The following is a 25,139-nucleotide window of genomic DNA, read 5'->3' as shown; positions in this document are numbered from 1 at the left end:
CTCCTTATACCGTGGTGGCGGAAAACGCGGGCCGTTCGACATAGCGCCCCGCCCCTTCGACGGCCATCAATTCGCCCTTGTGGAAGACCACCTTGCCGGCGGCAATCGTGGTACTGGGGACGCCGCGCACGGTGCGTCCTTCGAAGACGTTGAAGCCCCCTTTGGCGAACTGCGTGGCGGCGGAAATGGTGCGCCTGCCCTGCGGATCCCACAGCACGATGTCGGCGTCGCTGCCTACGGCGATGACACCCTTGCGCGGATACATATTGAAGATCTGCGCCGCATTGGTCGACGATACCTTGACGAATTCGGAGGGCGTCAGCATGCCGGAATTGACACCCGCATCCCACACGACGGCCATGCGTTCCTCGACGCCGCCGCAGCCGTTCGGGATGCGCGTGAAGTCGTCCTTGCCGGCCGCCTTCTGCTCGGCGCAAAAGGTGCAGTGGTCGGTGGCAGTCGTGTGCAGGTTGCCGCTTTGCAGGCCGTGCCACAGGGCCGCCTGATGGTGCTTGCCGCGAAACGGCGGGCTCATGACGTGGCCCGCCACGTAGTCGAAATCATCACTCTGATAGACGCTGTCGTCGATCACCAGATGGCCAGCCAGCGCTTCGCCATACACGCGCTGGCCATTGGCGCGCGCACGCGTGATGGCGTCGAGCGACTCGGCGCACGAGACGTGCACGATGTACACGGGGGTATTCAAAACATTGGCGATGGCAATGGCGCGGTTGGCCGCCTCTGCCTCCACGGCAGGAGGACGGGACAGGGGATGCGCCTGCGGCCCCGTGATGCCCTTCTTGAGCAGCGCCTGCTGCAACTGGAATACCAGCTCGCCGTTTTCCGCATGCACGGTGGGCAATGCCCCCAGTTCCAGCGAGCGGGTAAAACTTTTTACCAGGGTTTCATCGTCGGCCATAATGGCGTTTTTATACGCCATGAAATGCTTGAAGCTGTTCACGCCATGCTCGCGCACGAGGGTGCCCATCTCTTCATGTACCTGCTCGCTCCACCAGGTGATCGCTACGTGGAAGGTATAGTCGCCGGCCGCCTTGGCCGACCATTCCCGCCACTGGTGATAGGCCTCGATCAGCGACTGCTTCGGTGCGGGAATGACGAAGTCCATGATGGTGGTGGTGCCGCCTGCCAGTCCCGCCGCCGTGCCCGTGAAAAAATCATCCGACGTCACGGTGCCCATGAAGGGCAGGTTCATGTGCGTGTGGGTATCTATCCCGCCCGGCATCACGTACAGGCCGCCCGCGTCGATCACGTTGGCGCCGGCGGGTGCCAAAAGGTTCTCGCCGACGGCGGCGATGGTATCACCCTCGATCAGCACATCGGCGCGGAAGGCGCGGTCGGCGTTGACGACAGTACCGCCACGTATCAGTGTAGTCATCTTGTCTCCTTTGTGATTACGACTGCGGCGCCTGCTGCACGTGCGCCACGGCCTTGCCCTTCATCATGACGCCGTAGACGACGGCGGCGATGGCCACGCCCACGAACCAGGCGTAGGTATAAATGGTTTTAAAGCCTTCGGCCACGCCGGGAAACGCCGTGGGAAAGGCCGCGTTCAAAAAGCCCGGGATGTTCGGCAGCACGGCGATGACAAAGGCGATCAGCGCCGCCATGTTCCAGCCATTGCCATACGAGTAGACGCCGTCGTCGCGGTACAGCTGCTTGACGTCGAGCTGCGTCTTGCGCACAAAGTAGTAGTCGACGATGAGGATGCCGGCGATGGGCCCCAGCAGGGCCGAGTAGCCGATCAGCCACGTGAAGATATAGCCCTGCGTCGATTCAAGCACCTTCCACGGCATCATGACAATGGCGATGAAGGCCGTGATGTAGCCACCCATCTTGTACGAAATCTGCTTGGGTGCCAACGAGGAAAAGTCATACGCGGGTCCCACCAGGTTGGCCGCCAAGTTGACGCTGACCGTGTCGATCAGGAGGATGATCAGGGCGACCAGCACGGCGGCGCCCGTCATGCGGCTGGCCAGGTCGACGGGGTCCCATATGGCCTTGCCATACATGACCACGGAGCCGGCAGTGACGATCACGGCCAGCATGGCCAGCAATCCCATAGGTACGGGCAAGCCGATGGACTGGCCGATCACCTGGTCGCGCTGCGTCTTGGCGAAGCGCGTGAAGTCGGGAATGTTCAATGCCAGGGTGGCCCAGAAACCCACCATGGCTGTCAACGATGGCCAGAAGACGCTCCAGAACTGGCCCGCCTTCTTACCGCCCGGGATGAATTGCGATGGCTGGTCCAGCAGGCTGCCCACGCCGCCGGCCTTGCTGTGCACCCAGTACAGCAGCACGAAGCAGATGAGAATTTTCAAGGGTGCCGTGTAGGTTTCGAGCTTGCGGATCGATTCCATGCCGTGCAGGATGTAATAGAACTGGATGGCCCAGAAAGCCAGAAAGCACAGCAGCTGGCTGCCGTTGATGCCCAGGCCCGCGATCTTCTCGCCGCCCAGTTCATGGCCCACCAACACGCCCATCAGGGTGTAGATCATCTGGCCGCCGAACCAGGTCTGGATGCCATACCAGCCGCAGGCGACGACGGCGCGCATCAGGGCCGGCAAGCGCGCGCCCATGGTGCCGAACGAGGCGCGCGCCAGCACGGCATACGGGATACCGTACTTGGTGCCCGCATGGCCGATCAGGAGCATGGGCAAGAGCACGATGGCGTTGGCGAGAAATACCGTGAGCACGGCCTGGTAACCGGACATGCCGCTGTCGATCAGGCTAGCCGACAGGGTGTAGGCGGGAATACACATCACCATGCCGACCCACAGGGCGGCGAAGTGATACCAGCGCCAGGTGCGCTGCGCCGCCGTGGTGGGCGCCAGGTCTTCATTCCAGAGTTGCGTGTTGCCTGAATAGTCGTGGTTCACAGGTATGCTCCATCGGTTGGGAGGGGATCGGTTTTATAGAAACGGCTCGACTTTTAAGTCAATCTAGCTTACCGCAAAGGCCAGCCGCTGTTTACAAATATAACGCACGCAAAAAACGTGCCCTATGCCGACTCCGCCAATGCCCGAGGGTTGCGCGGATCCTGCGTCCAGTTCATGTACGGCTTGCCCGTGGCCTGCGGCACCATCGTGATGCAGCCCTGCACCGGGCAGGTGATTTCGCACAGGTTGCAGCCCACGCATTCTTCCTTGATCACCTCATACGTGCGCGTGCCGGCGGCGTCGATCAGTTGTGCAATCGACTGGTGCGACGTGTCTTCGCAAGCCACGTAGCACTTGCCGCATTTGATGCAGTCGTCCTGGTTGATCTGCGCGATGACCTGGTAATTCATGTCCAGATATTTCCAGTCCGTCGTGTTGGCCACGGCCTTGCCGGAAAAATCGCTGATGCGCTCGTAGCCCTTCTCGTCCATCCAGCGCGACAAGCCATCCTTCATCTCTTCGACGATGCGGAAACCATGCAGCATGGCCGCCGTGCACACTTGCACGCAGCCGGCGCCCAGGGCGAGAAATTCGGCCGCGTCGCGCCAGTTGCCGATGCCGCCGATGCCGGAAATAGGCAAGCCGCGCGTCTGCGGATCGCGGGCGATTTCCGCCACCATGTTCAGCGCGATCGGTTTGACGGCAGACCCGCAATAGCCGCCGTGTGTGCTGGCGCCGCCCACGATGGGCAAGGCCACCATGCGATCCAGGTCCAGCGAGGTGATCGAGTTGATGGTATTGATCAGCGAGACGGCATCCGCGCCACCCGCCTTGGCCGCGCGCGCCGGCATGCGCACGTCCGTGATGTTGGGCGTGAGCTTGACAATGACTGGAAGACGGCTGTGCTTCTTGCACCAGGCGGTGACCATTTGCACATATTCGGGTACCTGGCCCACGGCCGCGCCCATGCCCCGCTCCGGCATGCCGTGCGGGCAGCCGAAATTGAGCTCGATACCGTCCGCTCCTGTCGCCTCGACCTTGGGCAGGATGTCGGCCCAGTAATGCTCTTCGCAGGGCAGCATCAGGGAGACGATCATGGCGCGGTCCGGCCAGTCCTTTTTCACCTGCGTGATTTCGCGCAGGTTGATCTCCAGCGAACGGTCAGTAATGAGTTCGATGTTATTGAAGCCCACCACTTCGCGGTTCTTGCCATACAGGGCCGAATAGCGCGACGAGACGTTGACGGCCGCCGGGTCTTCACCCAGCGTTTTCCACACGACGCCGCCCCACCCCGCTTCGAACGCGCGCACCACGTTGTAGGCCTTGTCGGTGGGTGGCGCAGAGGCCAGCCAGAAAGGATTCGGCGCCTTGATGCCGCAAAAATCGATGCTGAGATCAGCCATTATGCAGCCTCCACTTTATTCAGGAAATCGGAATGGATGGCCAGTGCGGCCAGCTTGCCATGCTGGACGGCTTGCACCGTCAAGTCCTGCCCCGGCGCCACGCAGTCGCCGCCCGCGTAGATCCCCGGCAGCACCGTGCGAAAACCTGCATCGACGGCGATCTTGTCGCCTTCGCGCTGCAGCAGCGACGCCATCGGATCATGCAGCATGCCGGTGTCGAGACTCTGGCCGATGGCCTTGAAGATGGCGTCGGCCGCCACGTCAAACGTTTCACCCGTGCCCGCCAAACGCGTGCCCTGCATCCGCGTCTTCTCGAAGCGCATGCCGGCGACCTTGCCGGCAGTATCGAGCAGCACCTGCTGCGGCTGGGCCCAGGTCAGCATGCGCACCTGGTTGGCCTTGGCGATATCCTGTTCATGGTGGGTGGCCGTCATGGCCTCAAAGCCGCGCCGGTACACCAAGGTGACTTCCTCGGCGCCCAGCCGCTGGATTTGCACGGCCATGTCGATGGCCGTATTACCGGCGCCAATCACAATCGCGCGTTTCGGCACGGGCAGCGCGGTCAGGTCATCGGCCTGGCGCAGCGCGCTGATGTAGTCGACGGCGGCCAGCAAGCCAGGAGCGTCTTCGCCCGTCAGGCCCAGCTTGCGGCTGGCGCCCAGGCCCAGGCCGAGGAAGACGGCATCGTACTGCGCGTGCAAGTCGCGCAGCTGCAGGTCCTCGCCCAGCGCCTGGCGACATCGGATCTCGATGCCGCCGATGTCCAGCAGGAAGTCGATTTCCTTTTGCGCGAAGTCGTCCGTCAGCTTGTATTTGGCAATACCGTATTCATTCAAGCCGCCTGCCTTGCCTTCCTTTTCAAAGATCACCACGTCGTGGCCCAGCATGGCCAGGCGGTGCGCGCACGACAGTCCCGCCGGTCCCGCGCCGACGATGGCTATCGTCTTGCCCGTGGCGGCCGCCCGCCTGAACGGGTGGCTGGCAAAGTGCATGTGGTCGACGGCGTAGCGCTGCAAGAGACCGATTTTCACCGGCTGGCCTTCCGCGTCGTGGTTGCGCACGCAGACGTCTTCGCACAGGATTTCCGTGGGGCAGACGCGGGCGCAGCTGCCGCCGAGGATATTCTGTTTCAGGATGCCGGCGGCGGCGCCGTTGATGTTCTTGTCGTGGATGTTGCGGATGAAGCTGGCCACGTCGATTTCCGACGGACAGATACGGCTGCACGGCGCGTCGTAGCAATACAGGCAGCGGGCGCTTTCGATGGCCGCCTGGCGCGCCGTCAGGGGCGGCGCCAGGTCCGTGAAATGGCCCGCCAATTCCTCGTTGGGCAGGGCGGGATGCGGCAAATAGTTCAGGGACTCGATCATCGCGTTTTCCTTCTTTGAGCCTGCGGTGGATTTTTAGTTTTAAACCGTCACTTCATCTGGGGAAAAGCAAATTCCACACCAGCGCTTGCCGTGTTTGGCCAGCGCTGCATCACGGCCTTGTGGCGCGTGTAGAAGCGCACGCCTTCGGGGCCATACGCGTGGTGGTCGCCGAACATGCTGCGCTTCCAGCCGCCAAAGCTGTTGAAGGCCATCGGCACGGGCAAGGGGATGTTGACGCCCACCATGCCGACCTGGATCTGTCGCACGAATTCGCGCGCCACGCCGCCGTCGCGCGTGTAGATGGCCACGCCGTTGCCATACTCATTGGCGTTGATCAGCTCCACCGCATGCACCACATCAGGACAGCGCAGCACGCACAGCACGGGACCGAAAATCTCTTCCTTGTAGATGCTCATATCGCGTGTCACATGGTCGAACAGGGTACCGCCGACAAAGAAACCGTTCTCGCGGCCCGGCACCACATGGTTACGGCCATCGACCACCAGAGTCGCGCCCTGCTCCACGCCCGAGGCGATGAGTTTCTCGATGCGCTGCTTGGCTGCCAGCGACACGACCGGCCCCATTTCCGCACCATCAGCCATGCCGTCGCGCACTTTCAGTGCAGCCGTGCGCGTTGCCAGTGCGTCGATCAACTTGTCGCCCGCATCGCCCACGGCCACGACCACGGAGATGGCCATGCAGCGCTCGCCCGCCGAACCGTAGGCCGCGCCGATCAGCGCATCGACCGTCATGTCCATGTCCGCGTCGGGCATCACCACCATGTGATTCTTCGCGCCACCCAAGGCTTGCACGCGCTTGCCGCTGGCGCTGCCACGCGCATAGATATATTCGGCGATCGGCGTCGAGCCGACAAAGCTGATCGCCTGCACCACGGGATGGTCGAGCAAGGCGTCGACCGTCACCTTGTCTCCCTGTACCACGTTGAAGACGCCGTCGGGCAAGCCCGCTTCTTTCAGCAATTTCGCGTGCAGCAAGGACGCGGACGGATCGCGCTCGGATGGTTTTAGAACGAAGGTATTGCCGCAGGCGATGGCGACGGGGAACATCCACATCGGCACCATCACCGGGAAGTTGAATGGCGTGATGCCGGCCACCACGCCCAGCGCCTGGCGCATGGACCAGGCGTCGATGCCGCGCGAAATCTGGTCCGTGAATTCACCCTTTAACAGTTGCGGAATGCCGACGGCAAACTCCACCATCTCGATGCCGCGCGCCACTTCGCCCTGCGCATCGGCAAAGGTCTTGCCATGTTCGCGCGTGAGCATGGCGGCAAATTCATCCGTGTGCTGCTGGCACAGCTGCAGATAGCGAAACAGCACGCGGGCACGCGTCAAGGGCGGCGTGGCCGACCACGAGGGAAAGGCGGCGGCGGCCGCCTGCACGGCCGCGTCGACGTCTTCCACTGTGCCGAGCGCCACGCGGGCGACGGGTTCGCCCAGAGCGGGGTTGTAGACGTCGCCGTAGCGGCCACTCCGGGTGTCGACTTTGGCGCCGTTGATGTAGTGGGTGATGGTATCGAGATCGTTCATGGTAATCCTTAGTCGAGATTTTTTAATACCTTGGCCAGCTTGCCAAACAGCTCGTCGACATGCTGTTTTTCCAGCACCAGCGGAGGCGACAGAGCGATGATGTCGCCTGTCGTGCGTATCAGCACGCCGTCGGCGAAGGCCTGCTTGAAAGCGTTGAAGGCGCGCGCGCCTGGTTTGCCGGCGATGGGAGCGAGTTCGATGCCGGCGATCAGGCCGATGCTGCGCAAGTCGATCACGTGCGGCAAGCCTTTCAGGGAATGCACGGCGTCGCTCCAATACGCCTGCATCGCTTTAGCGTGGCCGAGGATGTCCTGTTCCTCGAACACGTGCAAGGTGGCCAGCGCAGCGGCACAGGCGAGCGGGTGGCCGGAATACGTGTAGCCGTGGAACAGCTCGATGCCGGGCGGCGCATCCATGAAGGCGTCGTGGATATACTTTTTGCTGAAGACGGCGCCCATCGGCACCATGCCGTTGGTCAGGCCCTTGGCCGTCGTCATCAGGTCAGGCTCGACGTCGAAATAGTCGGCTGCGAATGGCGTCGTCATACGGCCAAACCCCGTGATGACTTCATCGAAGATCAGCAGGATGCCATGCTTGGTGCACAGCTCGCGCAAGCGTTTCAGATAGCCTTTCGGCGGAATCAGCACGCCCGTGGAACCGGCCACCGGTTCGACGATGACGGCGGCAATCGTCGAGGCGTCGTGCAGGGCGACGATGCGTTCGAGTTCATCGGCCAGGTGGGTGCCGTATTCGGGCTCGCCCACCGTATAGGCGTTCTTGTCCAGGTTGTGCGTGTGCGGCAGGTGGTCCACGCCGGGCAACAAGGGGCCGAAGGTCTTGCGGTTGCCGCCGATGCCGCCCACGGAAATGCCACCGAAGCCCACGCCGTGATAACCGCGTTCGCGGCCGATCAGGCGGGTACGTGCGCCCTCGCCGCGCGCCCGGTGATAGGCCAGCGCAATCTTCAACGCCGTGTCGACGGCTTCGGAGCCGGAGTTGGTGTAGAACACATGGCCGAACTTGTGGCCCGTGTAGTCCATCAGTTTTTCCGCCAGGTCGAAGGCGGCCGGATGGCCCATCTGGAAAGTGGGAGCGAAGTCGAGCTGGCCCACCATGTCGCGGATGGCCTCGACGATTTTCGGCTGCGCATGGCCGCATGGCACGCACCACAAGCCGGCAGTGCCATCGAGGATGGCGTTGCCATCGACATCCTTGTAATACATGCCTTCGGCCGAGACCAGCAAGCGCGGCTTGGCCTTGAAATCACGGTTGTTCGTAAACGGCATCCAGAATGCCGACATCGATTCCGGCCTTGTTTCGTTCATGACCTTCTCCTTGGGATGGACTGGCGCGGGGCCAGGATCGTTTTTGACGAAGCGTAAAATAATTTACCAGTTGGCAAAAAGCTGATGTAATAATAGACAGGCCACCTCCAATGGCACAGATACACAAACGGCAAAGTACCCCAACCGTACAGGTCGGAAAACCAGTACAGTTTTGTGCAAGGCAACAAAGGAGCCACCGGTGACGCATAACGTGAAGCAGGACGAGGGCGAAGGTAGCGCCAGTGACTGGCCCGTGCTGGACATCGACCGCCAGAAGAAGGGTGGCCTCGTCGAGCAAATCGTCATCGCCATCAGCGTCATGGTGGGTAGCCGCGCCCTGCGCATCGGCACGCGTATGCCATCCGTGCGCCAGTTCGCCCGCTGCAATGGCGTGTCGACGTTTACCGTCGTCGAATCGTATGACCGCCTGGTCAACCTCGGCTTGCTGTCGTCGCGGCGCGGTTCCGGCTATTTCGTCGCGCGCCACGATATCGCCGCCTCGCCACAGGCGGCACTCATTGCCAACACCCTTGCCAGCCCCACCGCCATCGACGCCCTCACGCCGGACCTGTATTCGGGCGTGTCCGATGCCCTGCCCGTGGGTGCGGGTTGGCTGCCGCCCGAGATGTATGGCGAAGCGACCGTGCTCGATGCCGTGCGCCAGGCCATGCGCATTCCCGCCAGCCGCCTGCGCGGCTACGGCCACCCACTGGGCTTTGCCTCGCTGCGCCAGCACCTGGCAAGCAGCCTGTCGGAAGAGCTGTTCCAGGTGGAGCCGGACCAGGTCCTGCTGACGCACGGCGCCACGCATGCTTTTGACTTGATCCTGCGCAGCCTGACCAAACCGGGCGACACGGTGCTGGTGGAAGACCCCGGCTACAGCAATCTGCAGTCGCTGATCCTCCACCACGGCTGCATCCCCGTGGGCATTGCGCGCGGCGAATCGGGCCTCGATCTCGATGCACTGGCCAGCGAAGCCGCACGCGCGCAACCCAAGCTGATGTTCGTCAACACGGTGCTGCAAAATCCGCTCGGTACCTCGCTGAGCCAGGCGCAGACGCACCGCCTGCTGGCGCTGGCCGAGCAATTCGATTTCTGGCTGGTGGAAGACGATATCTACCGCGAACTGGCGGCGCGCGGCGACGCGTCGCTGGCGGCCATGGATGGCTTGCGCCGCGTGATCCGCGTGGGCAGTTTTTCCAAGACCCTGTCGCCCGTGCTGCGCGTGGGCTCGATTTGCGCCTCGCCGTCGTTGGTGGCCGAGCTGGTGCGCGTGAAAATGCTGGCAGGGTTGACGACGTCGGAAATCAACGAGCGCGCCGTCTACCACGCCATCTCCGCACGGCCCTACAAGCGCATGGTGGAACGCCTGGTGGCGCAGCTCGATGCGGCCCGCGAGCGCAGCATCGAATGCCTGGCGCAGGCGGGCATGGCACCCGTGGCGCGGCCCCGTGGCGGCATGTTCGTCAGCGCCGGCTGGCCCGACCTGCAGACGCCGGAATGGAATGGCAAGATCATCGCGGACATGGCCTTGAAGGCCGGCATCCTGCTGTCGCCGAACGAATTTTTCATGCTGCGCGCGCCCGAAACGGTATGGTTCCGCTTCAACGCGGCCTACACCGATACCCCCGTGCTGCAGACTTTCCTGCAATCGATACGCCCAAGCTAAAGAACCCGTCATGGCCAGCGACAAATCCCCTGCCCTTCCCGTGAAAAATGCCGGCGGCCGGCGCCTGCAAAACCGCGACCGCCTGGAAGCGGACATCCTGGAGCAAGCCGTGCGCGCGTTCGCGCAAAGCGGCTATGAAGGCGCGTCAATCGCCACCATCGCCGAACGGGCCGGCCTGTCGAAGCAAAACCTGATGTATTACTTCCCCTCCAAGCAGCTGCTGTACCAGCGCGTGCTCGACGACGTGCTCGACGACTGGCTGGCGCGCATGGAGTCGCTGGCCAATGAACACGACGAGCCGCGCGACGTGCTGCGCGCGTACATCGGCGCCAAGCTGCGTTTTTCGCACGAACAGCCGTGGGCTTCGCGCGTGTATGCGCTGGAAGTGATCAATGGCGCGCCACTGTACGGTGCACAGATACGCGACCGGGTCGTGCCCCTGCTGCGCAAAGATATCGCCGTCTTCGAAGCCTGGATCGCCGCCGGCAGGATCGCGCCCGTCAACGCCACGCATCTGATGTTCGCCATCTGGGCAATGACGCAATCGTACGCGGATTTTTCAGCGCAAATGGCGCTGGTGCTGGAACGCAAGCAACTCACGCGCAAGGATTACGAGGATGCGGAAATCCTCATCGCGCACATGGTGCAGGCGGCGGTATCCATGCCGCCAGCAGGCGAAAAAAAACCGCCTTGAAAGGCGGTTTCCTGAACAGCGCGCAAACTTACGCCGCCGTCTTGCCCTTGCGGCGGCGCGCCATGAAGCCAACCAGGCCCAAGCCTGCCAACAGCATCGCATAGGTTTCCGGTTCCGGCACGGCCGAGACATAACCGGCCACGTTGGTGGCGTTGAAATAATGGTTGGCGTTGACCTGGATGTTCGAGGCCCAGTTACCCACCACCACGTTGCCGTTGATCTGGCCATTGCCACCGGCCAGGGTCGCCAGCGGCGCCAGAATGCTGCCGTACAAGCCGACGCCGTTCAAGGTGATGGTTTGCGCTTCGTAGAAGTTGTACAGCACATTATATTTGCTGAAATCGCCGTAGCCGCCGGACAGGTTCACATTCTTGCCACTGATATTGAGGATCAGCGTGTCATTCGTGTGAAGGTTGCTGAACTTGAAGTTATTCACCGAGCCCAACGTCGCGGAATTGAGATCGAACACTTGCACGCTGCCCGTGCCGCCCTTCAGGGTCATGCCGCCGTAAGCCACGGAGCTGCTGCCCGTGGACGCCACTTTCGCCAGCGAGGTCGAGGTGTTCTTCAGTTGGGCCGACGTGGATGCAAACGATACGGGCGACGCCGTGGTCTTGGTCGCCGTCTTCAGGCCCACGCTGCTTGTCGTCGTGCTGCCGCCCACAAAGTAATTGCCGTTCTTGATCGAGCCGGAGCTGTAGTTCAGGTTGCCGCCAACGACCAGCGCATAGCCGGTATTGCCGTGCGTGACGTAGGCGTCCTTGTTCTTCTCATTGATCGAATAGCTCGACGCCGACAGGTTACCGGCAACCAGCACGCCGCCTTCGACATCGCTGCCGGACGCGCTGAAGTTGCTCAGGGAATACAAATTGGCGCCACCGATACCCAGATCGACAACACCGGCTTGCGCGGCACCGGCGGCAAACACGGTCGACAGAACGAGAAGGAGTGGCAATTTAGGCATGCTTGGCATTTTATTTCCAAAAAGAAAATTAACTTGACGCCAGAATATCATATCTATCTGATTTGAGATGTCGCTATTCAACAAATTTTGTAATGATTATGCAAACACAGTTGCGAAATGAGAATTATTCCCCCGTCGCTGCCCGGAGAATGCCCAGGCCATCCGGATGAAGCTTTGAGCAGACGGCAGAACAGCCGTCTGTTCTGCACTTTCAATATTGCTGAGAAGCGCAGGCAACTTGATGATACGATCGCGGCAGCGCCAGGTCAGGCCAGCCCACATAGTACGAAATCATAAGGATGAAGCACGCATGAAACGATTGTCCCTAGGCGCACTGATGCTGGCATATGCCTGCGGCGCGCACGCCGATGTTGTTAACATGATCGATAACCAGCCGCTGAGCGAAACCTGGCTCAACGCGGGCTTTTATTCGTACCACTTTCAGCGCGACAAGAATCTGAACGACAGCAATCCGGGCCTGGGCGCCGAGTACCGCTTTTCCACCGTCGCCTCGATCACGGCCGGGCGCTTCTACAATAGCGACCGCGCCTATTCGAACTACCTGGGCGTGTACTACCAGCCGATCAAGGTGGGCCCGCTGCGCATCGGCGCCGTCGTTGGCGGCTTCAGCGGCTATCCGAAGATGCGCGATGGCGGCTGGTTCCCGGCCCTGGTCCCCACCATCAGCTATGAATACCAGCGCGTGGGTGTGAATATCGCCATCGTGCCGTCCTACAAGGATCGCCTGTATGGCGCCCTCAGTTTCCAGCTGAAACTCAAGGTGTTCGAATAGCCGTTTGTCACTGCCTGTCACCGTTCGGTCCGCCATTCCTGCCATTCGTCGCATACGCGATGCCCGGCAGCAAGGTTTTACCTATAGTGGATTCATCGCCAGCATGCATACGGCAACGGCACCCACACGACAGGAGAACGGCATGAAAGACATCAATTCGGCACCGGGCAGCACTTCCTTCAGCGCTTTCTGGAACGAGCTGTGCGCTTACATGCGCCAGGGCATGGCCGCCCTGCGCGCCATGTCCTGGCCCATGCTGCTGGCATGCTGCCTGGGCCTGGCGTTCCTGATCACCATCTTGCCGCTTGCCATCATGCTGTTTGCCCTCGTCATGCTGCTGAAATGGGCAAGCAACAGCGACGATGTCTGCGCAGACGAAAAAACGCCAGGCTCGCAGCAGTCGCCGCAATAAAAATTTCGTCGTGGCAAGAGTGCAATGATGGTTCTATGGCACTATGGATGGGCGCGGCACTGACGGGCATCAAACCCATCTCGATGGAGGGCTTTGAGACGGAACGCTACGCAGTATCCATGATCGAAGCTACTCCCCCACAGCCATAGGAGTTTTCTGATGACCACGACAGCAAAAGCGACAGCAGCTACGACCATTCCCTGCCTGCGCTACCGCGACGCGCCCGCCGCCATCGAATGGCTGTGCAAGGCGCTCGGCTTTGAAAAACAATTAATCGTGCCTGACGGCAACGGTGGCGTCGCCCATGCGCAACTGAGCTTTGGCAATGGCATGGTCATGGTGGCGCCGGCCCTCGACAGCGACTATGGCCGCCTGATGAAACTGCCCGGCGACATCGGCGGCGCCAACACGCAAAGCTGCTACCTGGTCGTCAGCGATGCCGATGCCGTCTACCGCAGCGCGCGCGAAGCCGGCGCCGAAATCGTGCTCGACATCAAGGATGAAGATTACGGCGGACGGGGCTTTACCTGCCGCGACCCGGAAGGCCATATCTGGAGCCTGGGCACCTACGATCCATGGTAAAACGGAGAACAATGATTATCAGTACCCTCACCGCCGCCAGCCTTGCGTTGATCGGCGGTTTCCTGTCCGCTCCCGTCCTCGTGGACGAGCACCTCAACCGTGTCCACCCTCCGTCCGGCAAGGCGCCTTCGGCAGCCACTGCAGCCCTGCACCAGAACCTGTGGATCGCCGACCTGCACGCCGACAGCCTGCTGTGGCAACGCAATCTGAACCGCGACAAGCAGCGCGGACATGTCGACTTCCCCCGCCTGCAACGGGCCAACGTGGCGCTGCAAGCCTTTTCCGTCGTCACCAAGACGCCGCGCAAGATGAATATCGAGCGCAATGGCAGCGACACGGACAACATCACGGCGCTGGTGGTGGCGCAAGGCTTGCCGCCTGCCACCTGGAACAGCCTGCTGGCACGCGCCACCTGGCAGGCCGGCGAGCTGCGTCAGCAAGCGGCCAAGAGCCATGGCAAGGTCCGGGTCATCGGCAGCCGCGCCCAGCTGCGCAGCTTCATCGCCGCGCGCGAAAAGGATCCCGCCCTGCTGGCCGGCTGGCTGACACTGGAAGGTGCGCATGCGCTCGAAGGCAAACTGGACAACCTCGACACCCTGTACCAGGCCGGCTACCGCATGGCCGCGCCCACGCATTTCTTCGATACGGAACTCTCGGGCTCCCAGCACGGCCTGAAGAAAGGCGGTCTGACGCCGTTGGGCAAGCAATGGCTGCGCGCCATGGAGCAGCGCAAGATGATCGTCGACCTGGCACACGCCTCGCCGGCCACCATCGACGACGTGTTAACGTTGGCGAAACGCCCCGTGATGGTGTCGCACACGGGCGTGCGCGGCACCTGCGCCAATGGGCGCAACCTGAGCGACGCACAACTGAAACGCATCGCCTCCCAGGGTGGCCTGGTGGGCATCGGTTTCTGGAATACGGCCGTCTGCGGCAAGGACGTGGCATCCATCGCGCGCGCCATCAAGTACGCGGTAAAACTGATCGGAGCGGAACACGTGGCCTATGGCTCGGACTTCGATGGTGCTGTCACCACGGCCATCGACGCCACCGGCTTGCCGCGCTTGACGCAAGCCCTGCTCGACGCAGGCTTGTCGGAAGCGCAGGTCCGCCGCGTGGCGGGCGAAAACGTGCGCGACTTTTTACTGAAAAACCTGCCCGATGATGACGCCTAGACTAGCCTAGCGCCTGGATCAGGGCCTGGTTCGCCACCTGGCACGGCCGGATGCGTATCAGCTTGCGGTACAGCGGCGGCATCGTCTCGCACAGCGCCAGCAGCGCGTCTGCCGGCATACCGGGACGCACGTACTGGAATTGCGCCGGATTATTCTCCGGCAGCGCCCCTTCCATCGTGGAGCCGTAAGCGCCCAGGGTCATGAAACTGGCGGCGCTGTCGTCCGGGCCGATGGCCAGCACGAAGGTGCCATGCTTGGGGTGGCCCAGATAGCTTTTGATTTCTTCCTGCAGCGCCGGCTCGGCGCCGGCCATCAATTCATAGCGCAATTGCGCGTACTGGCGCGTGCATTCCATGAACGGCGTGCGGATGGCCGATTGCGCCAATTTCCCCGGCATGCACAGCAGCAGGTTGCCAAAGGAATCGAGCAAGGCGGCCGCGTCGCCCTGGCCGCCATCGCGCACATCTTGCTCCATGGCCGCTTGCAGGAATGGCGCCAGGCCGGCATCGGGTGCATGCGGGGCGCAGCGGTAAGTCAGGGCGTCGGGATAACGGCGGCGCAAGGCGCGCACCACGACATGCTCGGACGGCAAGGTGGCCGGATCGCGCAAGTGCACGTCGTCGCCGGCGTTCAGCAGCTGCATCACCTGCGCCGATGTCGCTTCAAACACGAGCGAACACAGTGCCTGCGTCGCCTCGTGGATGCTCTTGCCGATGAAAAAAGATTTGGGCGCGGCGCCGGACGGCAGGCGCGCATACTCGCTGGCGCCGCGCACGGCCGGATAGCAAAAGCTGCGGCCGGCCTGCGCCTGCAGCGGCGCCGGCAGGGCCGTGAACGTGGCAGCGCCATCGTAATTGATACCTGCCTTGACGTCGGGCGCGGCCACCACCACATTGAAACCGGCCGCCAAAATCGCCCCCGTGCACATGCAGCAGGGGTCGAGCGAAGTGACGATAGTCAGTTCGCCAGGCGACGGCAAGGGCGTGCCCTTGGCGCGCTCGGCGAAATACCAGTCCACCAGCTGACGCTCGCCATGCGCGGTGGGGTCGAACACCAGGCCCAGGCGCACGACATTGTTGTGCATCGATTGCAGCACGTTGCCAGTGCCATCGAGCAGCACGCCGCCCACGCCAAAGGTACCTTGCGTCTTGGCTGCCATGGCTTCGGCCGCGGCAATCGCCACGGCCGCCTGGATGTCGATCGTCTTGTTCAAGCGGATCCTGTTACTTCATGTCCAGGTCGGAATTGCCGAAGCCGTGCGGCAGCAGCCAGCCCGCCGTCACTTCCATGACATCGTTTTTCAGGTTCGTCAGGATCACCGGCAAGTCGGCACCGCCCATCTCGAATATCACCTGGCGGCAGGCGCCGCATGGCGAGATCGGTTCCGCCGTATCGCCCGTGACGGCCAGCTTGGCGAAGTCGCCCGGTTTGCAGCCATGCGCGATGGCGCTGAAAAACGCCGTGCGCTCTGCACAGTTGCACAGGCCATACGCGGCGTTTTCCACGTTACAGCCACGGAAGACGCGGCCATCCTTGCACAGCAATGCTGCGCCCACCTTGAAACGCGAATACGGCGCGTAGGCCAGTTCACGGCCGGCGTTGGCTTCCGCGATCAGTTCTTGGTTGTTCATTTGCTTATCTGTCTGTAAAACCCGCGAAAGGCCGGGGTCAGACCCTCAGGGTCTGACCCCGGATTTTGCTTCTAGGGTTAAGTTATGGTCGAATGGTACGGTAAATCACCGGCTTGGCTGTCAGCGCCACCGCGCTGATGGCATACGCTTCCTGGATTTCCCTGACGGCTTGCTGCGCCGCCGCTTGCGTGCGCGCGTGCACCATGGCCAGCGGCTGGCCAATGGCAACTTGCTCGCCCAGGCCCACCAGATCCGTCAGGCCCACAACGAAATCGATGCTGTCCGTCGGACGGCGGCGGCCACCACCCAAGGCCACCACGGCCAGGCCGATGGCGCGGCAATCGCGCACGTTGGCAAAGCCGGCGGACAACGCCGGTGCCGGCACGACGAACGGCGCTTTTTCCAGATGCTTGTCCGGATTCTCGACCAGATCAGCCGGGCCGCCCAGGGCGGACACCATGCGCGAGAAGCGTTCAGCCGCTTCGCCAGAATCGAGGGCCGCCATCAATTTGACGCGCGCTTCCTCTTCGGTGGCGGCCAGGCCACCCAGCACCAGCATCTCGGCGCACAGCGCCAGGGTCACTTCATGCAGGCGCGCGGGACGCGAACGGCCCGTCAGATAATCCATGGCGCCGCGCACTTCCAGCGCATTACCGGCGTACGGCGCCAGCGATTCATTCATGTCCGTCAAAATCGCCGACGTCTGCATGCCCGCGCCATTGCCTACGGCAACGATGCTCTCGGCCAGTTCCACCGACTTGTCGTAGGTCGGCATGAAGGCGCCCGTGCCCACTTTCACGTCCATCACTAGCGCGTCCAGGCCCGCCGACAGTTTCTTCGACAGGATGGAGCCGGTGATCATGGCCACCGATTCCACGGTGGCGGTGACGTCGCGGATACTGTAAAAACGCTTGTCGGCCGGCGCCAGCTGCGCCGTCTGGCCGATGATGGCCACGCCAACTTCATTGACTACTTTGCGGAACAATTCATTGTCCGGCACCGTGCAATAGCCGGGAATGGCGTCGAACTTGTCCAGGGTGCCGCCGGTGTGGCCCAGGCCGCGGCCCGAGATCATCGGCACGTAGCCGCCGCATGCGGCGACCATAGGGCCGAGCAGCAGGGAAACCACGTCGCCCACGCCGCCGGTCGAATGCTTGTCGACGACGGGACCAGGCAGGTTCAGCGAACGCCAGTCCAGCACGTGGCCGGAATCGCGCATGGCCAGGGTGAACGCCACGCGCTCGTCCATGTTCATGTCGTTGAAAAAGACGGCCATGCCCAGTGCCGCGATCTGGCCTTCGCTGACGCTGCCGTCAGTGATGCCGCGCACGAAAAACTGGATTTCCTCGGCGCTCAAAACACCCTTGTCGCGCTTCTTGCGGATGATTTCTTGGGTTAACAACATGGAATAACTCCAATCATGAGATCTGGGGTCAGAACCGACGGCTCTGACCCCAGCTTTGCAACACTAGTTGCTCATCAGACGCCGTAAGGTATCCACACGTTTTTCACTTGCGATGCATGCGCCAGCACGGCACGGCCACCACTTTGGGCGGCACTGTACCAGTCGCGGCCTTTGGCGCCACCGACCCAGGTGCGCTTCAGGGTGCCGGCCGACAGACGCTCGACTTCCGCGCAGCCTTCGGCGGATCCGTCATGGCGCCAGACGGCGTCGATGTCGGCGTGCGTGGCCAGGGTGCGCGCCAGTTCATCGGCGTTGCCGCTGATGATGTTGACGACGCCGCCCGGCAGATCGGACGTATCGAAGACCTGGTACAGGTCCAGCGCGGAGAGCGGATGCGCTTCCGACGGCACCACCACCACGCGGTTGCCCAGCGCGATGGCCGGCGCCACCAGCGAAATGAAGCCCAGCAGTGGCGCTTCATTCGGGCAGACGATGCCGATCACGCCGACCGCTTCATTGAGTGCCACGGTGATGCCCTTGGTGGGCGGCTGGTGCGCCAGGCCGTCGTACTTGTCAGCCCAGGCTGCGTAGTAGAACAGGCGTTCGATCGATGCCTGCACTTCCTTCTCAGGATTTTTACTGCCCGTCATGGCGGCGATGCGGGCGGCGAATTCGTCGGCGCGCGCAGCCAGGTTTTCGGCGATGTAGTACAGCACTTGCGCGCGGTTATGCGCCGTGGCGCTGCTCCAGCCGGACGCTTTATGGGCCGCTTCGACGGCGTTGCGGATATCCTTGCGGCTGCCCACGCCCACTTCGGCCAGCAGGGCGCCGTTCGCGCCGAACACCGGTGCGCTGTAGGCGCCGTCAGGGCGTGCCTGCTTGCCGCCGATGTACATCTTGGCCGTGCGGTCGATGGCGAACGGATCGGCTGCCGCCGGTTTTGCGTTGCCTTTAGCCTTGGATTCGACTACGGGCAAGGCCGGGCGCGCATCTTCGGCCAGGGCCGTCATATATTCCAGCATGCCTTCGCGGCCGCCTTCGCGGCCAAAGCCCGACTCGCGGTAGCCGCCGAAGCCGCAAGCGGCGTCGAACTGGTTGGCGCTGTTGATCCACACCACGCCAGCCTTGATGGCAGGAGCAATGTCCAGCGCCAGGCTGATCGACTCGGTCCACACGCTGGCGGCCAGGCCGTACACCGTGTTATTCGCCAGCTGCACCGCTTCGGGCGGCGTGCGGAAGCTCATGGCCACCAGCACGGGGCCGAAGATTTCAGCCTGTGCCACGGCAGCCGACGTCGACGCGCCCGTGATCAGCGTAGGCGGGAACCAGGAGCCGTCTGCCGGCAATTCGCACGCGGGCTGCCACACGTCGCAGCCTTCGGCACGGGCAGAGTCGACCAGCGCGGCGATACGCTGGCGCTGCACCGGGTCGACCAGCGCGCCCACGTCCATCGATTTGTCCAGGGGCGAACCAAGGCGCAGGTTTTCCATGCGCGCGCGCACCTTGTTCAGGAAGCGCTCCTGTATCGATTCCTGCACCAGCAGGCGCGAACCGGCGCAGCAGACTTGGCCCTGGTTGAACCAGATCGAATCGACCAGGCCTTCCACGGCACCATCCAGGTCAGCGTCTTCGAAGACGATGAACGGCGACTTGCCGCCCAGTTCCAGCGAGAGCTTCTTGCCGCTGCCGGCCGTCGCTACACGGATCAAACGGCCCACTTCCGTGGAGCCCGTAAACGCGATCTTGTCGACGCCAGGATGGTTGACGATGGCCGAGCCCACGCGGCCGTCGCCGGTGACAATATTGACCACGCCGGCCGGCACGCCCGCCTGCACGCACAATTCGGCGAACAGCATGGCGGTCAGCGACGTGAATTCAGCCGGCTTGAAGACGACCGTGTTACCGGCCGCCAGGGCCGGGGCGATTTTCCACGACAGCATCAGCAGGGGGAAATTCCACGGCACGATCTGGCCCACCACGCCCACGGCGCGGTAGTCGGCGAATTCTTCCGACTGCAGCTGCGCCCAGCCAGCATGATGGTAGAAGTGGCGCGCGGCCAGCGGCAGATCGATATCGCGCGTTTCGCGGATGGTCTTGCCGTTGTCCAAGGTTTCCAGCACGGCGAACAGGCGCGCATGCTTTTGCAGCAGGCGTGCCAGCGCGTACATGACTTTCGCGCGGCCGTGGCCACCCATACCTTGCCATACGGGCAGCGCGCGGCGCGCCGCTGCCACGGCGCGTTCCACGTCCGTGTCGCTCGCTTGCGTCAGTTCGGCCAGTTGCGTGCCATCGGCAGGATTGGTTGAGGCAAACAGTTCCGCCGGCTCGCTCCAGGCATTGTCGATGAACAAACCGAATGTGCGCTGGTGGCCATCGAGCCAAGCCTGCGCTTCTTTTTGACTTTCGGGAGCAGGGCCGTAGTCCATAGTATTGAGAATCTCGTTAATTGTTGGCATGACGATTGTTCTTTAAGGTTGTGCGTGACGATGATTGGCCGAGTAGCTGCCGGTGACGTAGTGCTCGAGCTGGCGCTCGATGTCGGTCAGCAGGCTGGAAGCGCCGATGCGGAACAGGTGCGGCTGCAGCCATTCGTTGCCAAGTTCTTCCTTCATCAGGGTCAGGTATTGCAGCGCGCTCTTGGCCGAGCTGACGCCGCCGGCCGGCTTGAAGCCCACCTGGAAGCCCGTCTGCTCGTGGTATTCGCGGATCGTGCGCACCATCGTCAGGGCCACGGGAATGGTGGCGTTGACGCCCTCTTTACCGGTGGAGGTCTTGATGAAATCAGCGCCCGCCATCATGCAGACCCACGAAGCCTTGGCCACGTTTTCCATGGTCAGCAAGTCGCCCGTGGCGAGAATCGCCTTCACGTGCGCTTCGCCGCACGCCTTGCGGTAAGCCAGCATTTCGTCGTACAGCACTTGCCAGTTGCCGTTCAGGACGTGCTGGCGCGTGATGACGATATCGATCTCGGAAGCACCGGCGGCGACCGACAGTTCGATCTCGCGCAGCTTCGTTTCCATGCTCGTCAAGCCGGCCGGGAAACCCGTCGACACGGCAGCGATGGGCAAGCGGCCCTGAATGACTTTCACGGCTGGCTGAATCATCTCGTGGTACACGCACACGGCGCCGGTGCTCAGTTCCGTCAAGCCCAGTGCGTCCATCAGGTCGGCGCGCAGCGGGCGCATGGCCTTCATGCACAGGCGCTCCACGCGGCCTGGCGTATCGTCGCCGCCCAGGGTGGTCAGGTCGATCATCTGGATGGCTTTGACCAGCCAGGCGGCCTGGTATTCTTTTTTCACCGTACGGCGGTTCGCCAGGCTGGCCGCGCGGCGGTCCGTCGCGGCGCGGTTGACGCGAATCTGGTTGATCCAGCCCAGGTCGAGGCCAACGGCCTCATTACGCTTGAATTCGGGGTGCATGAGTGTCATAACAAGCTGGTTCCATTAGCAAGTGGTGGTACGCCAAGGTGCTTGGCGAGGGTTTGGCCAATATCGGAGAAAGTCTCGGAAATACCCAGTGCGCGCGGGGCGACGCCGGGACCGAAGAAGATCATCGGAATGTGTTCGCGGGTGTGGTCGGAGCCGTGCCAGGTCGGGTCGCAGCCATGGTCGGCGGTGATCACGACCAGGTCGCCCTCCTTCAGCTTGGCCATGAATTCTGGCAGGCGCGCATCCATTTCGCGCAGCGCGTCGGCATAGCCTTCGACGTTGCGGCGGTGGCCGAAGGCCTGGTCGAAATCGACGAAGTTCACGAAGGTGAGCGACTTGTCCTGCACTTCATCGGCCGTCTTCAACAGCGCCTCGAACAGCGCCATGTTGTCGACGCCCTTGACGACGCGCGAAATGCCCTGGGTAGCGAAAATGTCGCTGATCTTGCCCAGGCCGACGACTTCGCCGCCCGCATCCTTGACGTGATCGAGCAGGGTCTTGCTTGGCGGCGCGACGGCGTAGTCGTGGCGGTTGGAAGTACGCGTGTAGTTGCCGTTGCTGCCGGTGAACGGGCGGGCGATGACGCGGCCGATGTTGTACGGCTCGACCAGCTTGAAGGCCATTTCGCACACTTGATACAGGCGTTCGAGGCCAAATGATTCTTCGTGCGCGGCGATCTGCATCACCGAGTCGCCCGAGGTATAGATAATCAGCTTGCCGGTGGCGACGTGTTCATCGCCATGCTTGTTGATGATGTCCGTGCCCGAGGCATGGCAGTCACCGAGGAAGCCCGGCACGCCCGACAGGGCTTTCAGCTTGTCGGTCAGGTCGGCGGGGAACGATGGCGTGGTGCGCGGGAAGTAGCCCCAGTCGAATTCGACGGGCACGCCGGCGATTTCCCAGTGGCCGCTCTGCGTGTCCTTGCCGGTGGAGCGCTCGCGCGCCGCGCCGTAGGCGCCGGTAAAACCGTCGCGCTGGTCGAAGCCCGTGGCCCATTCGCCGCTGGCCAGGTGCGCCGCGGCGCCCAGTCCCAGGCGTTCCATGTTCGGGAGTTTCAAGGTCTTGCCGCTTTTGGCGACAGTGCTGGCAATGTGGCCAAAGGTATTGGCACCTGCGTCGCCATACTTGGCGGCGTCTGGCGTCGCACCAAGGCCGAAGGAATCAAGCAGGAGGATAAATGCGCGTGACATGATAAGGCTCGCTTTAGGGAATGATGCGGGGTGATGCGGACAGTGTAGGCCGGATTTACCCGGCCTGCCGCGCGGCAGCGCCGGTGGCCGGCGCGCCGCTACTGCGTAAAAAAGTGCTTAGGCTTGCGGAGTAGCCGATACGGTGGCCAGGAAGGCCAGGATCAGCTTGACCAGATCTTTCGCGCCGATGGCCGCGTATTTCAGGGTTTGCTCGTGCGACAGCGCGAATGGCGACATGCCTTCGGCCAGGTTGGTGATGACGGACACGCCCACCACTTTCAGGTCGCAATGGCGGGCCGACACCACTTCCGGCACCACCGACATGCCGACCGTGTCGGCGCCCAGGCGGGCCATCATGCGGATTTCCGCGGCCGTCTCGAAGTTCGGGCCAGGATAGGCGACGAACACGCCTTCGTGCAGGGTGATGCCATTCGAGGCCGCCGTGTCCTTGACCAGCTTGCGCAGGTCCGCATCATAAGCGTTGGCCATGCTGAAGAAGCGCGGGCCGAAGCGGTCGTCGTTCGGGCCGACCATCGGCGTGCCTGGCAGCAGGTTGATATGGTCGCTGATGGCCACCAGGCTGCCGGCGTCCACTTCCGGACGCAGGGAACCGGCGGCGTTGGTGACGAACAGCATTTCGCAGCCCAGCAGTTTCAAGGTGCGGATGGCGCTCGTCATCACGCCCATGCCATAGCCTTCATAGAAGTGGCCACGGCCCTTCATGCAGACGACGGCGACGCCCGACAGGGTACCGATCACCAGTTCGCCGGCATGGCCGTGCACGGTGCTGATCGGGAAGCCTGGCAATTCGTCAAAGCTGATGCTGACGGCGTCCGTCATCTGCTCGGCCAACACACCCAGGCCGGAGCCGAGGATCATCGCCACGCGCGGCTTGAAATTTTCAGGAGCGCGGGCACGAATGATTTCGGCGGCGTGGAAAGGGGTGTTGTTCGACATGGTTATCCTCTGATTGACTAATGATGAAGGTTGCTGCCTGCGCGGCCATGCTAGCAAAGCATCGCGCCCAGGTATCGGGTATGTATGGGTGTTACTGGTATATCCAGATGCGTATTGCCATTGAGGCTATCCCAGTAGATGAATACATCCCCTGCTGGCGCACCTCAGAAGCGGGGACTGCGTTGATCGTCGTCGCGTGGCTCGCCACGCTTCCTCCTCACGCCTTATCCGCACTCCTGATGCGCTGCCAGCAGAAGACGCTCCCTACTGGGATAGCCTCTATTTGCCGCCACTATGCATCAAACGGAATATGTATGGCAAATACCATTTTTCTTGCCCATTTATACAATTCAAATATAAATGGCCGATATTATAGTCGAGGCAAGCCCAAGCCTGCCATGCCCGGGAAATCTGTGCATACAAGCTCCATACGAGCACTTTTCGCGCACGCCTGAGACGAAGTTCACACAAGCTTGACACGCCAAAGACAAATGTTTACAGTTTCGGACAAATGTTTAAACCTTCAGTGAAAACCTTGTGACCGATACCAATAAAAAAGACCAGTTGTACACGCTGATCCGCAACAACCCCTTCATCTCGCAGCAAGACCTGGCGAGCGAGCTGGGCTTGTCGCGCTCGGCCGTCGCCGGCCACATCGCCGGATTGATCCGCGAGCGCCGCCTGCTGGGACGCGCCTACGTGCTGCCCGACAGCCGTCCCGTGCTGTGCATAGGTGCCGCCAACCTCGACCGCAAGATGCGCACCATGGCGACCTTGCAGATGGGCACCTCGAATCCCGTGCGTTCGGAAGAAGTATTTGGCGGCGTGGGCCGCAACATCGCGGAAAACCTGGCCCGATTGTCGATCCCCGTGGCACTGCTGACGGCGCTGGGCGACGATGCGGCCGGGCACGCCCTGCAGACGCATGCGGAAGACGCGGGCATCGACATGCGCGGCAGCTTACACCTGAGCAACACCAGCAGCGGCACCTATACGGCCGTGCTCGACGAACATGGCGAAATGCTGCTGGCGATGGCCAACATGCAACTCTACGAACAGCTGACCCCCGCCTTTTTGCACAGCCGCCAGCCACAGCGCGCGGCTGCCGCCCTCACCGTCTGCGACCTGAACCTGGGCCACGACAGCGTGCAGGCACTGCTGGCCGATGCGCGCCAGGACGCGGCCCACGCCACGCCGCTCGTCATCGTCGCCGTCTCGCAGCCGAAAATGGCACACCTGCCGCAAGACCTGTCGGGCTTGCATTTGCTGATCCTCAACCGTGGCGAACTGGAAACGCGCGTGGCGCGGGCCTTGCCGACGGCGTTTGAGGTGCGCGCCGCCTGCCGCGAAGTGCAGCGCCAAGGCGCGCGCCAGGTGATCGTCACCTGCGGCAGCGAAGGCGTGTATTTCACGGATGGCAACAGCCAGGACGCGCCTGTCGTGCACCTGGCCGCGCGCGAAGTGGACGCCGTCGACGTGACGGGCGCCGGCGACGCGTTTTCCGCCGCCGTCTGCTGGTCGCTGTACCACGACAGCAGCGATTTGAAACTGGCGTGCCGGCGCGGCCTGAAGCTGGCCGCCATGACCCTGGAATCGGCTGCCACCGTCTCCCCCCTGATTTCCGCCGGCGCGCTCGACAACATTGACGACGCCGACCTGGCGCCACCTCCCCCTACCCTCTTTCAACAGGACTGACA

21 protein-coding genes are annotated in these 25,139 nt (G+C 62.6%); 7 read left to right on the top strand and 14 right to left on the bottom strand.

The annotated features are described in order from the left end of the window. Positions 1–4 precede the first annotated feature (4 nt). From hydA to aptA, 6 genes are all read right to left on the bottom strand, one after another. Positions 5–1,396, bottom strand: a complete 1,392-nt coding sequence (gene hydA, locus ACQ4WS_RS09525; RefSeq protein WP_436475681.1) for a dihydropyrimidinase — start codon at positions 1,394–1,396, stop codon at positions 5–7. A 16-nt stretch (positions 1,397–1,412) separates the two neighbouring features. Next, entirely contained in the window at positions 1,413–2,897 is a 1,485-nt protein-coding gene (locus ACQ4WS_RS09520) for an NCS1 family nucleobase:cation symporter-1 (RefSeq protein ID WP_436475679.1), read from the bottom strand. Between the two features lie 122 nt (positions 2,898–3,019). Beyond that, complete coding sequence (gene preA / locus ACQ4WS_RS09515) at positions 3,020–4,300, bottom strand: NAD-dependent dihydropyrimidine dehydrogenase subunit PreA (RefSeq protein WP_436475677.1); 1,281 nt, start codon at positions 4,298–4,300, stop codon at positions 3,020–3,022. Next, positions 4,300–5,667, bottom strand: coding sequence for an NAD(P)-dependent oxidoreductase (locus tag ACQ4WS_RS09510; protein WP_436475675.1), 1,368 nt, complete (start codon positions 5,665–5,667; stop codon positions 4,300–4,302). Before ACQ4WS_RS09510 ends, preA begins: the two co-directional genes overlap by 1 nt. A 47-nt stretch (positions 5,668–5,714) precedes the next feature. Continuing rightward, entirely contained in the window at positions 5,715–7,217 is a 1,503-nt protein-coding gene (locus ACQ4WS_RS09505; RefSeq protein WP_436475673.1) for a CoA-acylating methylmalonate-semialdehyde dehydrogenase, read from the bottom strand. A gap of 8 nt (positions 7,218–7,225) precedes the next feature. Continuing rightward, on the bottom strand, positions 7,226–8,542 hold the full coding sequence (aptA, locus tag ACQ4WS_RS09500) for an omega-aminotransferase AptA (RefSeq protein WP_436475671.1): 1,317 nt from the start codon (positions 8,540–8,542) through the stop codon (positions 7,226–7,228). Positions 8,543–8,741: 199 nt separating this feature from the next. Between aptA and ACQ4WS_RS09495 the strand changes: the two genes are divergently transcribed. Beyond that, entirely contained in the window at positions 8,742–10,211 is a 1,470-nt protein-coding gene (locus tag ACQ4WS_RS09495) for an aminotransferase-like domain-containing protein (RefSeq protein WP_436475670.1), read from the top strand. Positions 10,212–10,221: 10 nt separating this feature from the next. Further along, a complete protein-coding gene (locus ACQ4WS_RS09490; RefSeq protein ID WP_436475668.1) occupies positions 10,222–10,905 on the top strand; it encodes a TetR/AcrR family transcriptional regulator in 684 nt (227 codons plus the stop codon). 28 nt (positions 10,906–10,933) lie between these two features. Here ACQ4WS_RS09490 and ACQ4WS_RS09485 read toward each other — a convergent pair whose 3' ends face one another. Then, the gene (locus ACQ4WS_RS09485) at positions 10,934–11,869 is read right to left on the bottom strand and encodes a choice-of-anchor A family protein (protein ID WP_436475666.1); all 936 of its coding nucleotides are present in this window, start codon (positions 11,867–11,869) and stop codon (positions 10,934–10,936) included. Between the two features lie 310 nt (positions 11,870–12,179). Here ACQ4WS_RS09485 and ACQ4WS_RS09480 point away from each other — a divergent pair, with 310 nt between their 5' ends. From ACQ4WS_RS09480 to ACQ4WS_RS09465, 4 genes are all read left to right on the top strand, one after another. After that, positions 12,180–12,662 (top strand): hypothetical protein, encoded by a 483-nt coding sequence (locus tag ACQ4WS_RS09480; RefSeq protein ID WP_436475664.1) that lies wholly within the window; start codon positions 12,180–12,182, stop codon positions 12,660–12,662. Between the two features lie 142 nt (positions 12,663–12,804). Next, positions 12,805–13,074 (top strand): hypothetical protein, encoded by a 270-nt coding sequence (locus ACQ4WS_RS09475; protein ID WP_436475662.1) that lies wholly within the window; start codon positions 12,805–12,807, stop codon positions 13,072–13,074. A 159-nt stretch (positions 13,075–13,233) separates the two neighbouring features. Continuing rightward, positions 13,234–13,656: a VOC family protein gene (locus tag ACQ4WS_RS09470; RefSeq protein WP_070260147.1), complete on the top strand. Its 423-nt coding sequence runs from the start codon at positions 13,234–13,236 to the stop codon at positions 13,654–13,656. An 11-nt stretch (positions 13,657–13,667) separates the two neighbouring features. After that, positions 13,668–14,831 carry a dipeptidase gene (locus ACQ4WS_RS09465; protein ID WP_436475659.1) on the top strand — a complete coding sequence of 388 codons (1,164 nt, stop codon included), beginning with the start codon at positions 13,668–13,670 and terminating at the stop codon, positions 14,829–14,831. 1 nt (position 14,832) lies between these two features. Here the strand turns inward: ACQ4WS_RS09465 and ACQ4WS_RS09460 are convergent, their stop codons facing one another. The 7 genes from ACQ4WS_RS09460 to xapA form a co-directional block, all read right to left on the bottom strand. Next, entirely contained in the window at positions 14,833–16,050 is a 1,218-nt protein-coding gene (locus ACQ4WS_RS09460) for a nucleoside deaminase (RefSeq protein WP_436475848.1), read from the bottom strand. A gap of 4 nt (positions 16,051–16,054) precedes the next feature. Next, positions 16,055–16,462, bottom strand: a complete 408-nt coding sequence (locus ACQ4WS_RS09455; RefSeq protein ID WP_034754695.1) for a cytidine deaminase — start codon at positions 16,460–16,462, stop codon at positions 16,055–16,057. A gap of 82 nt (positions 16,463–16,544) precedes the next feature. Beyond that, positions 16,545–17,867: a thymidine phosphorylase gene (deoA, locus tag ACQ4WS_RS09450; protein WP_436475657.1), complete on the bottom strand. Its 1,323-nt coding sequence runs from the start codon at positions 17,865–17,867 to the stop codon at positions 16,545–16,547. Positions 17,868–17,941: 74 nt separating this feature from the next. Next, positions 17,942–20,323, bottom strand: coding sequence for an aldehyde dehydrogenase family protein (locus tag ACQ4WS_RS09445; RefSeq protein ID WP_436475656.1), 2,382 nt, complete (start codon positions 20,321–20,323; stop codon positions 17,942–17,944). Between the two features lie 12 nt (positions 20,324–20,335). Next, positions 20,336–21,295, bottom strand: coding sequence for a deoxyribose-phosphate aldolase (deoC, locus tag ACQ4WS_RS09440; protein ID WP_046685481.1), 960 nt, complete (start codon positions 21,293–21,295; stop codon positions 20,336–20,338). Next, positions 21,292–22,485, bottom strand: a complete 1,194-nt coding sequence (locus ACQ4WS_RS09435; RefSeq protein WP_436475655.1) for a phosphopentomutase — start codon at positions 22,483–22,485, stop codon at positions 21,292–21,294. The genes deoC and ACQ4WS_RS09435 overlap by 4 nt, the downstream gene beginning before the upstream one ends. 117 nt (positions 22,486–22,602) lie before the next feature. Continuing rightward, positions 22,603–23,442, bottom strand: coding sequence for a xanthosine phosphorylase (gene xapA, locus ACQ4WS_RS09430; RefSeq protein ID WP_436475653.1), 840 nt, complete (start codon positions 23,440–23,442; stop codon positions 22,603–22,605). A gap of 537 nt (positions 23,443–23,979) precedes the next feature. Here xapA and ACQ4WS_RS09425 point away from each other — a divergent pair. Continuing rightward, positions 23,980–25,137, top strand: coding sequence for a carbohydrate kinase family protein (locus tag ACQ4WS_RS09425; RefSeq protein ID WP_436475651.1), 1,158 nt, complete (start codon positions 23,980–23,982; stop codon positions 25,135–25,137). Positions 25,138–25,139 lie beyond the last annotated feature (2 nt).

This window comes from Janthinobacterium leeuwenhoeki, from assembly GCF_051380795.1.
GTDB lineage: Bacteria > Pseudomonadota > Gammaproteobacteria > Burkholderiales > Burkholderiaceae_D > Janthinobacterium.
This window is presented reverse-complemented; position numbering and strand designations above follow the sequence as displayed.

Bases quoted from the DNA above. Each gene is read 5' to 3' on its own strand.
- hydA (WP_436475681.1), bottom strand. From the start codon at position 1,396: ATGACTACACTGATACGTGGCGGTACTGTCGTCAACGCCGACCGCGCC.
- preA (WP_436475677.1), bottom strand. From the start codon at position 4,300: ATGGCTGATCTCAGCATCGATTTTTGCGGCATCAAGGCGCCGAATCCT.
- ACQ4WS_RS09510 (WP_436475675.1), bottom strand. From the start codon at position 5,667: ATGATCGAGTCCCTGAACTATTTGCCGCATCCCGCCCTGCCCAACGAG.
- ACQ4WS_RS09505 (WP_436475673.1), bottom strand. From the start codon at position 7,217: ATGAACGATCTCGATACCATCACCCACTACATCAACGGCGCCAAAGTC.
- aptA (WP_436475671.1), bottom strand. From the start codon at position 8,542: ATGAACGAAACAAGGCCGGAATCGATGTCGGCATTCTGGATGCCGTTT.
- ACQ4WS_RS09490 (WP_436475668.1), top strand. From the start codon at position 10,222: ATGGCCAGCGACAAATCCCCTGCCCTTCCCGTGAAAAATGCCGGCGGC.
- ACQ4WS_RS09485 (WP_436475666.1), bottom strand. From the start codon at position 11,869: ATGCCTAAATTGCCACTCCTTCTCGTTCTGTCGACCGTGTTTGCCGCC.
- ACQ4WS_RS09480 (WP_436475664.1), top strand. From the start codon at position 12,180: ATGAAACGATTGTCCCTAGGCGCACTGATGCTGGCATATGCCTGCGGC.
- ACQ4WS_RS09475 (WP_436475662.1), top strand. From the start codon at position 12,805: ATGAAAGACATCAATTCGGCACCGGGCAGCACTTCCTTCAGCGCTTTC.
- ACQ4WS_RS09470 (WP_070260147.1), top strand. From the start codon at position 13,234: ATGACCACGACAGCAAAAGCGACAGCAGCTACGACCATTCCCTGCCTG.
- ACQ4WS_RS09465 (WP_436475659.1), top strand. From the start codon at position 13,668: ATGATTATCAGTACCCTCACCGCCGCCAGCCTTGCGTTGATCGGCGGT.
- ACQ4WS_RS09455 (WP_034754695.1), bottom strand. From the start codon at position 16,462: ATGAACAACCAAGAACTGATCGCGGAAGCCAACGCCGGCCGTGAACTG.
- deoA (WP_436475657.1), bottom strand. From the start codon at position 17,867: ATGTTGTTAACCCAAGAAATCATCCGCAAGAAGCGCGACAAGGGTGTT.
- ACQ4WS_RS09445 (WP_436475656.1), bottom strand. From the start codon at position 20,323: ATGCCAACAATTAACGAGATTCTCAATACTATGGACTACGGCCCTGCT.
- deoC (WP_046685481.1), bottom strand. From the start codon at position 21,295: ATGACACTCATGCACCCCGAATTCAAGCGTAATGAGGCCGTTGGCCTC.
- ACQ4WS_RS09435 (WP_436475655.1), bottom strand. From the start codon at position 22,485: ATGTCACGCGCATTTATCCTCCTGCTTGATTCCTTCGGCCTTGGTGCG.
- xapA (WP_436475653.1), bottom strand. From the start codon at position 23,442: ATGTCGAACAACACCCCTTTCCACGCCGCCGAAATCATTCGTGCCCGC.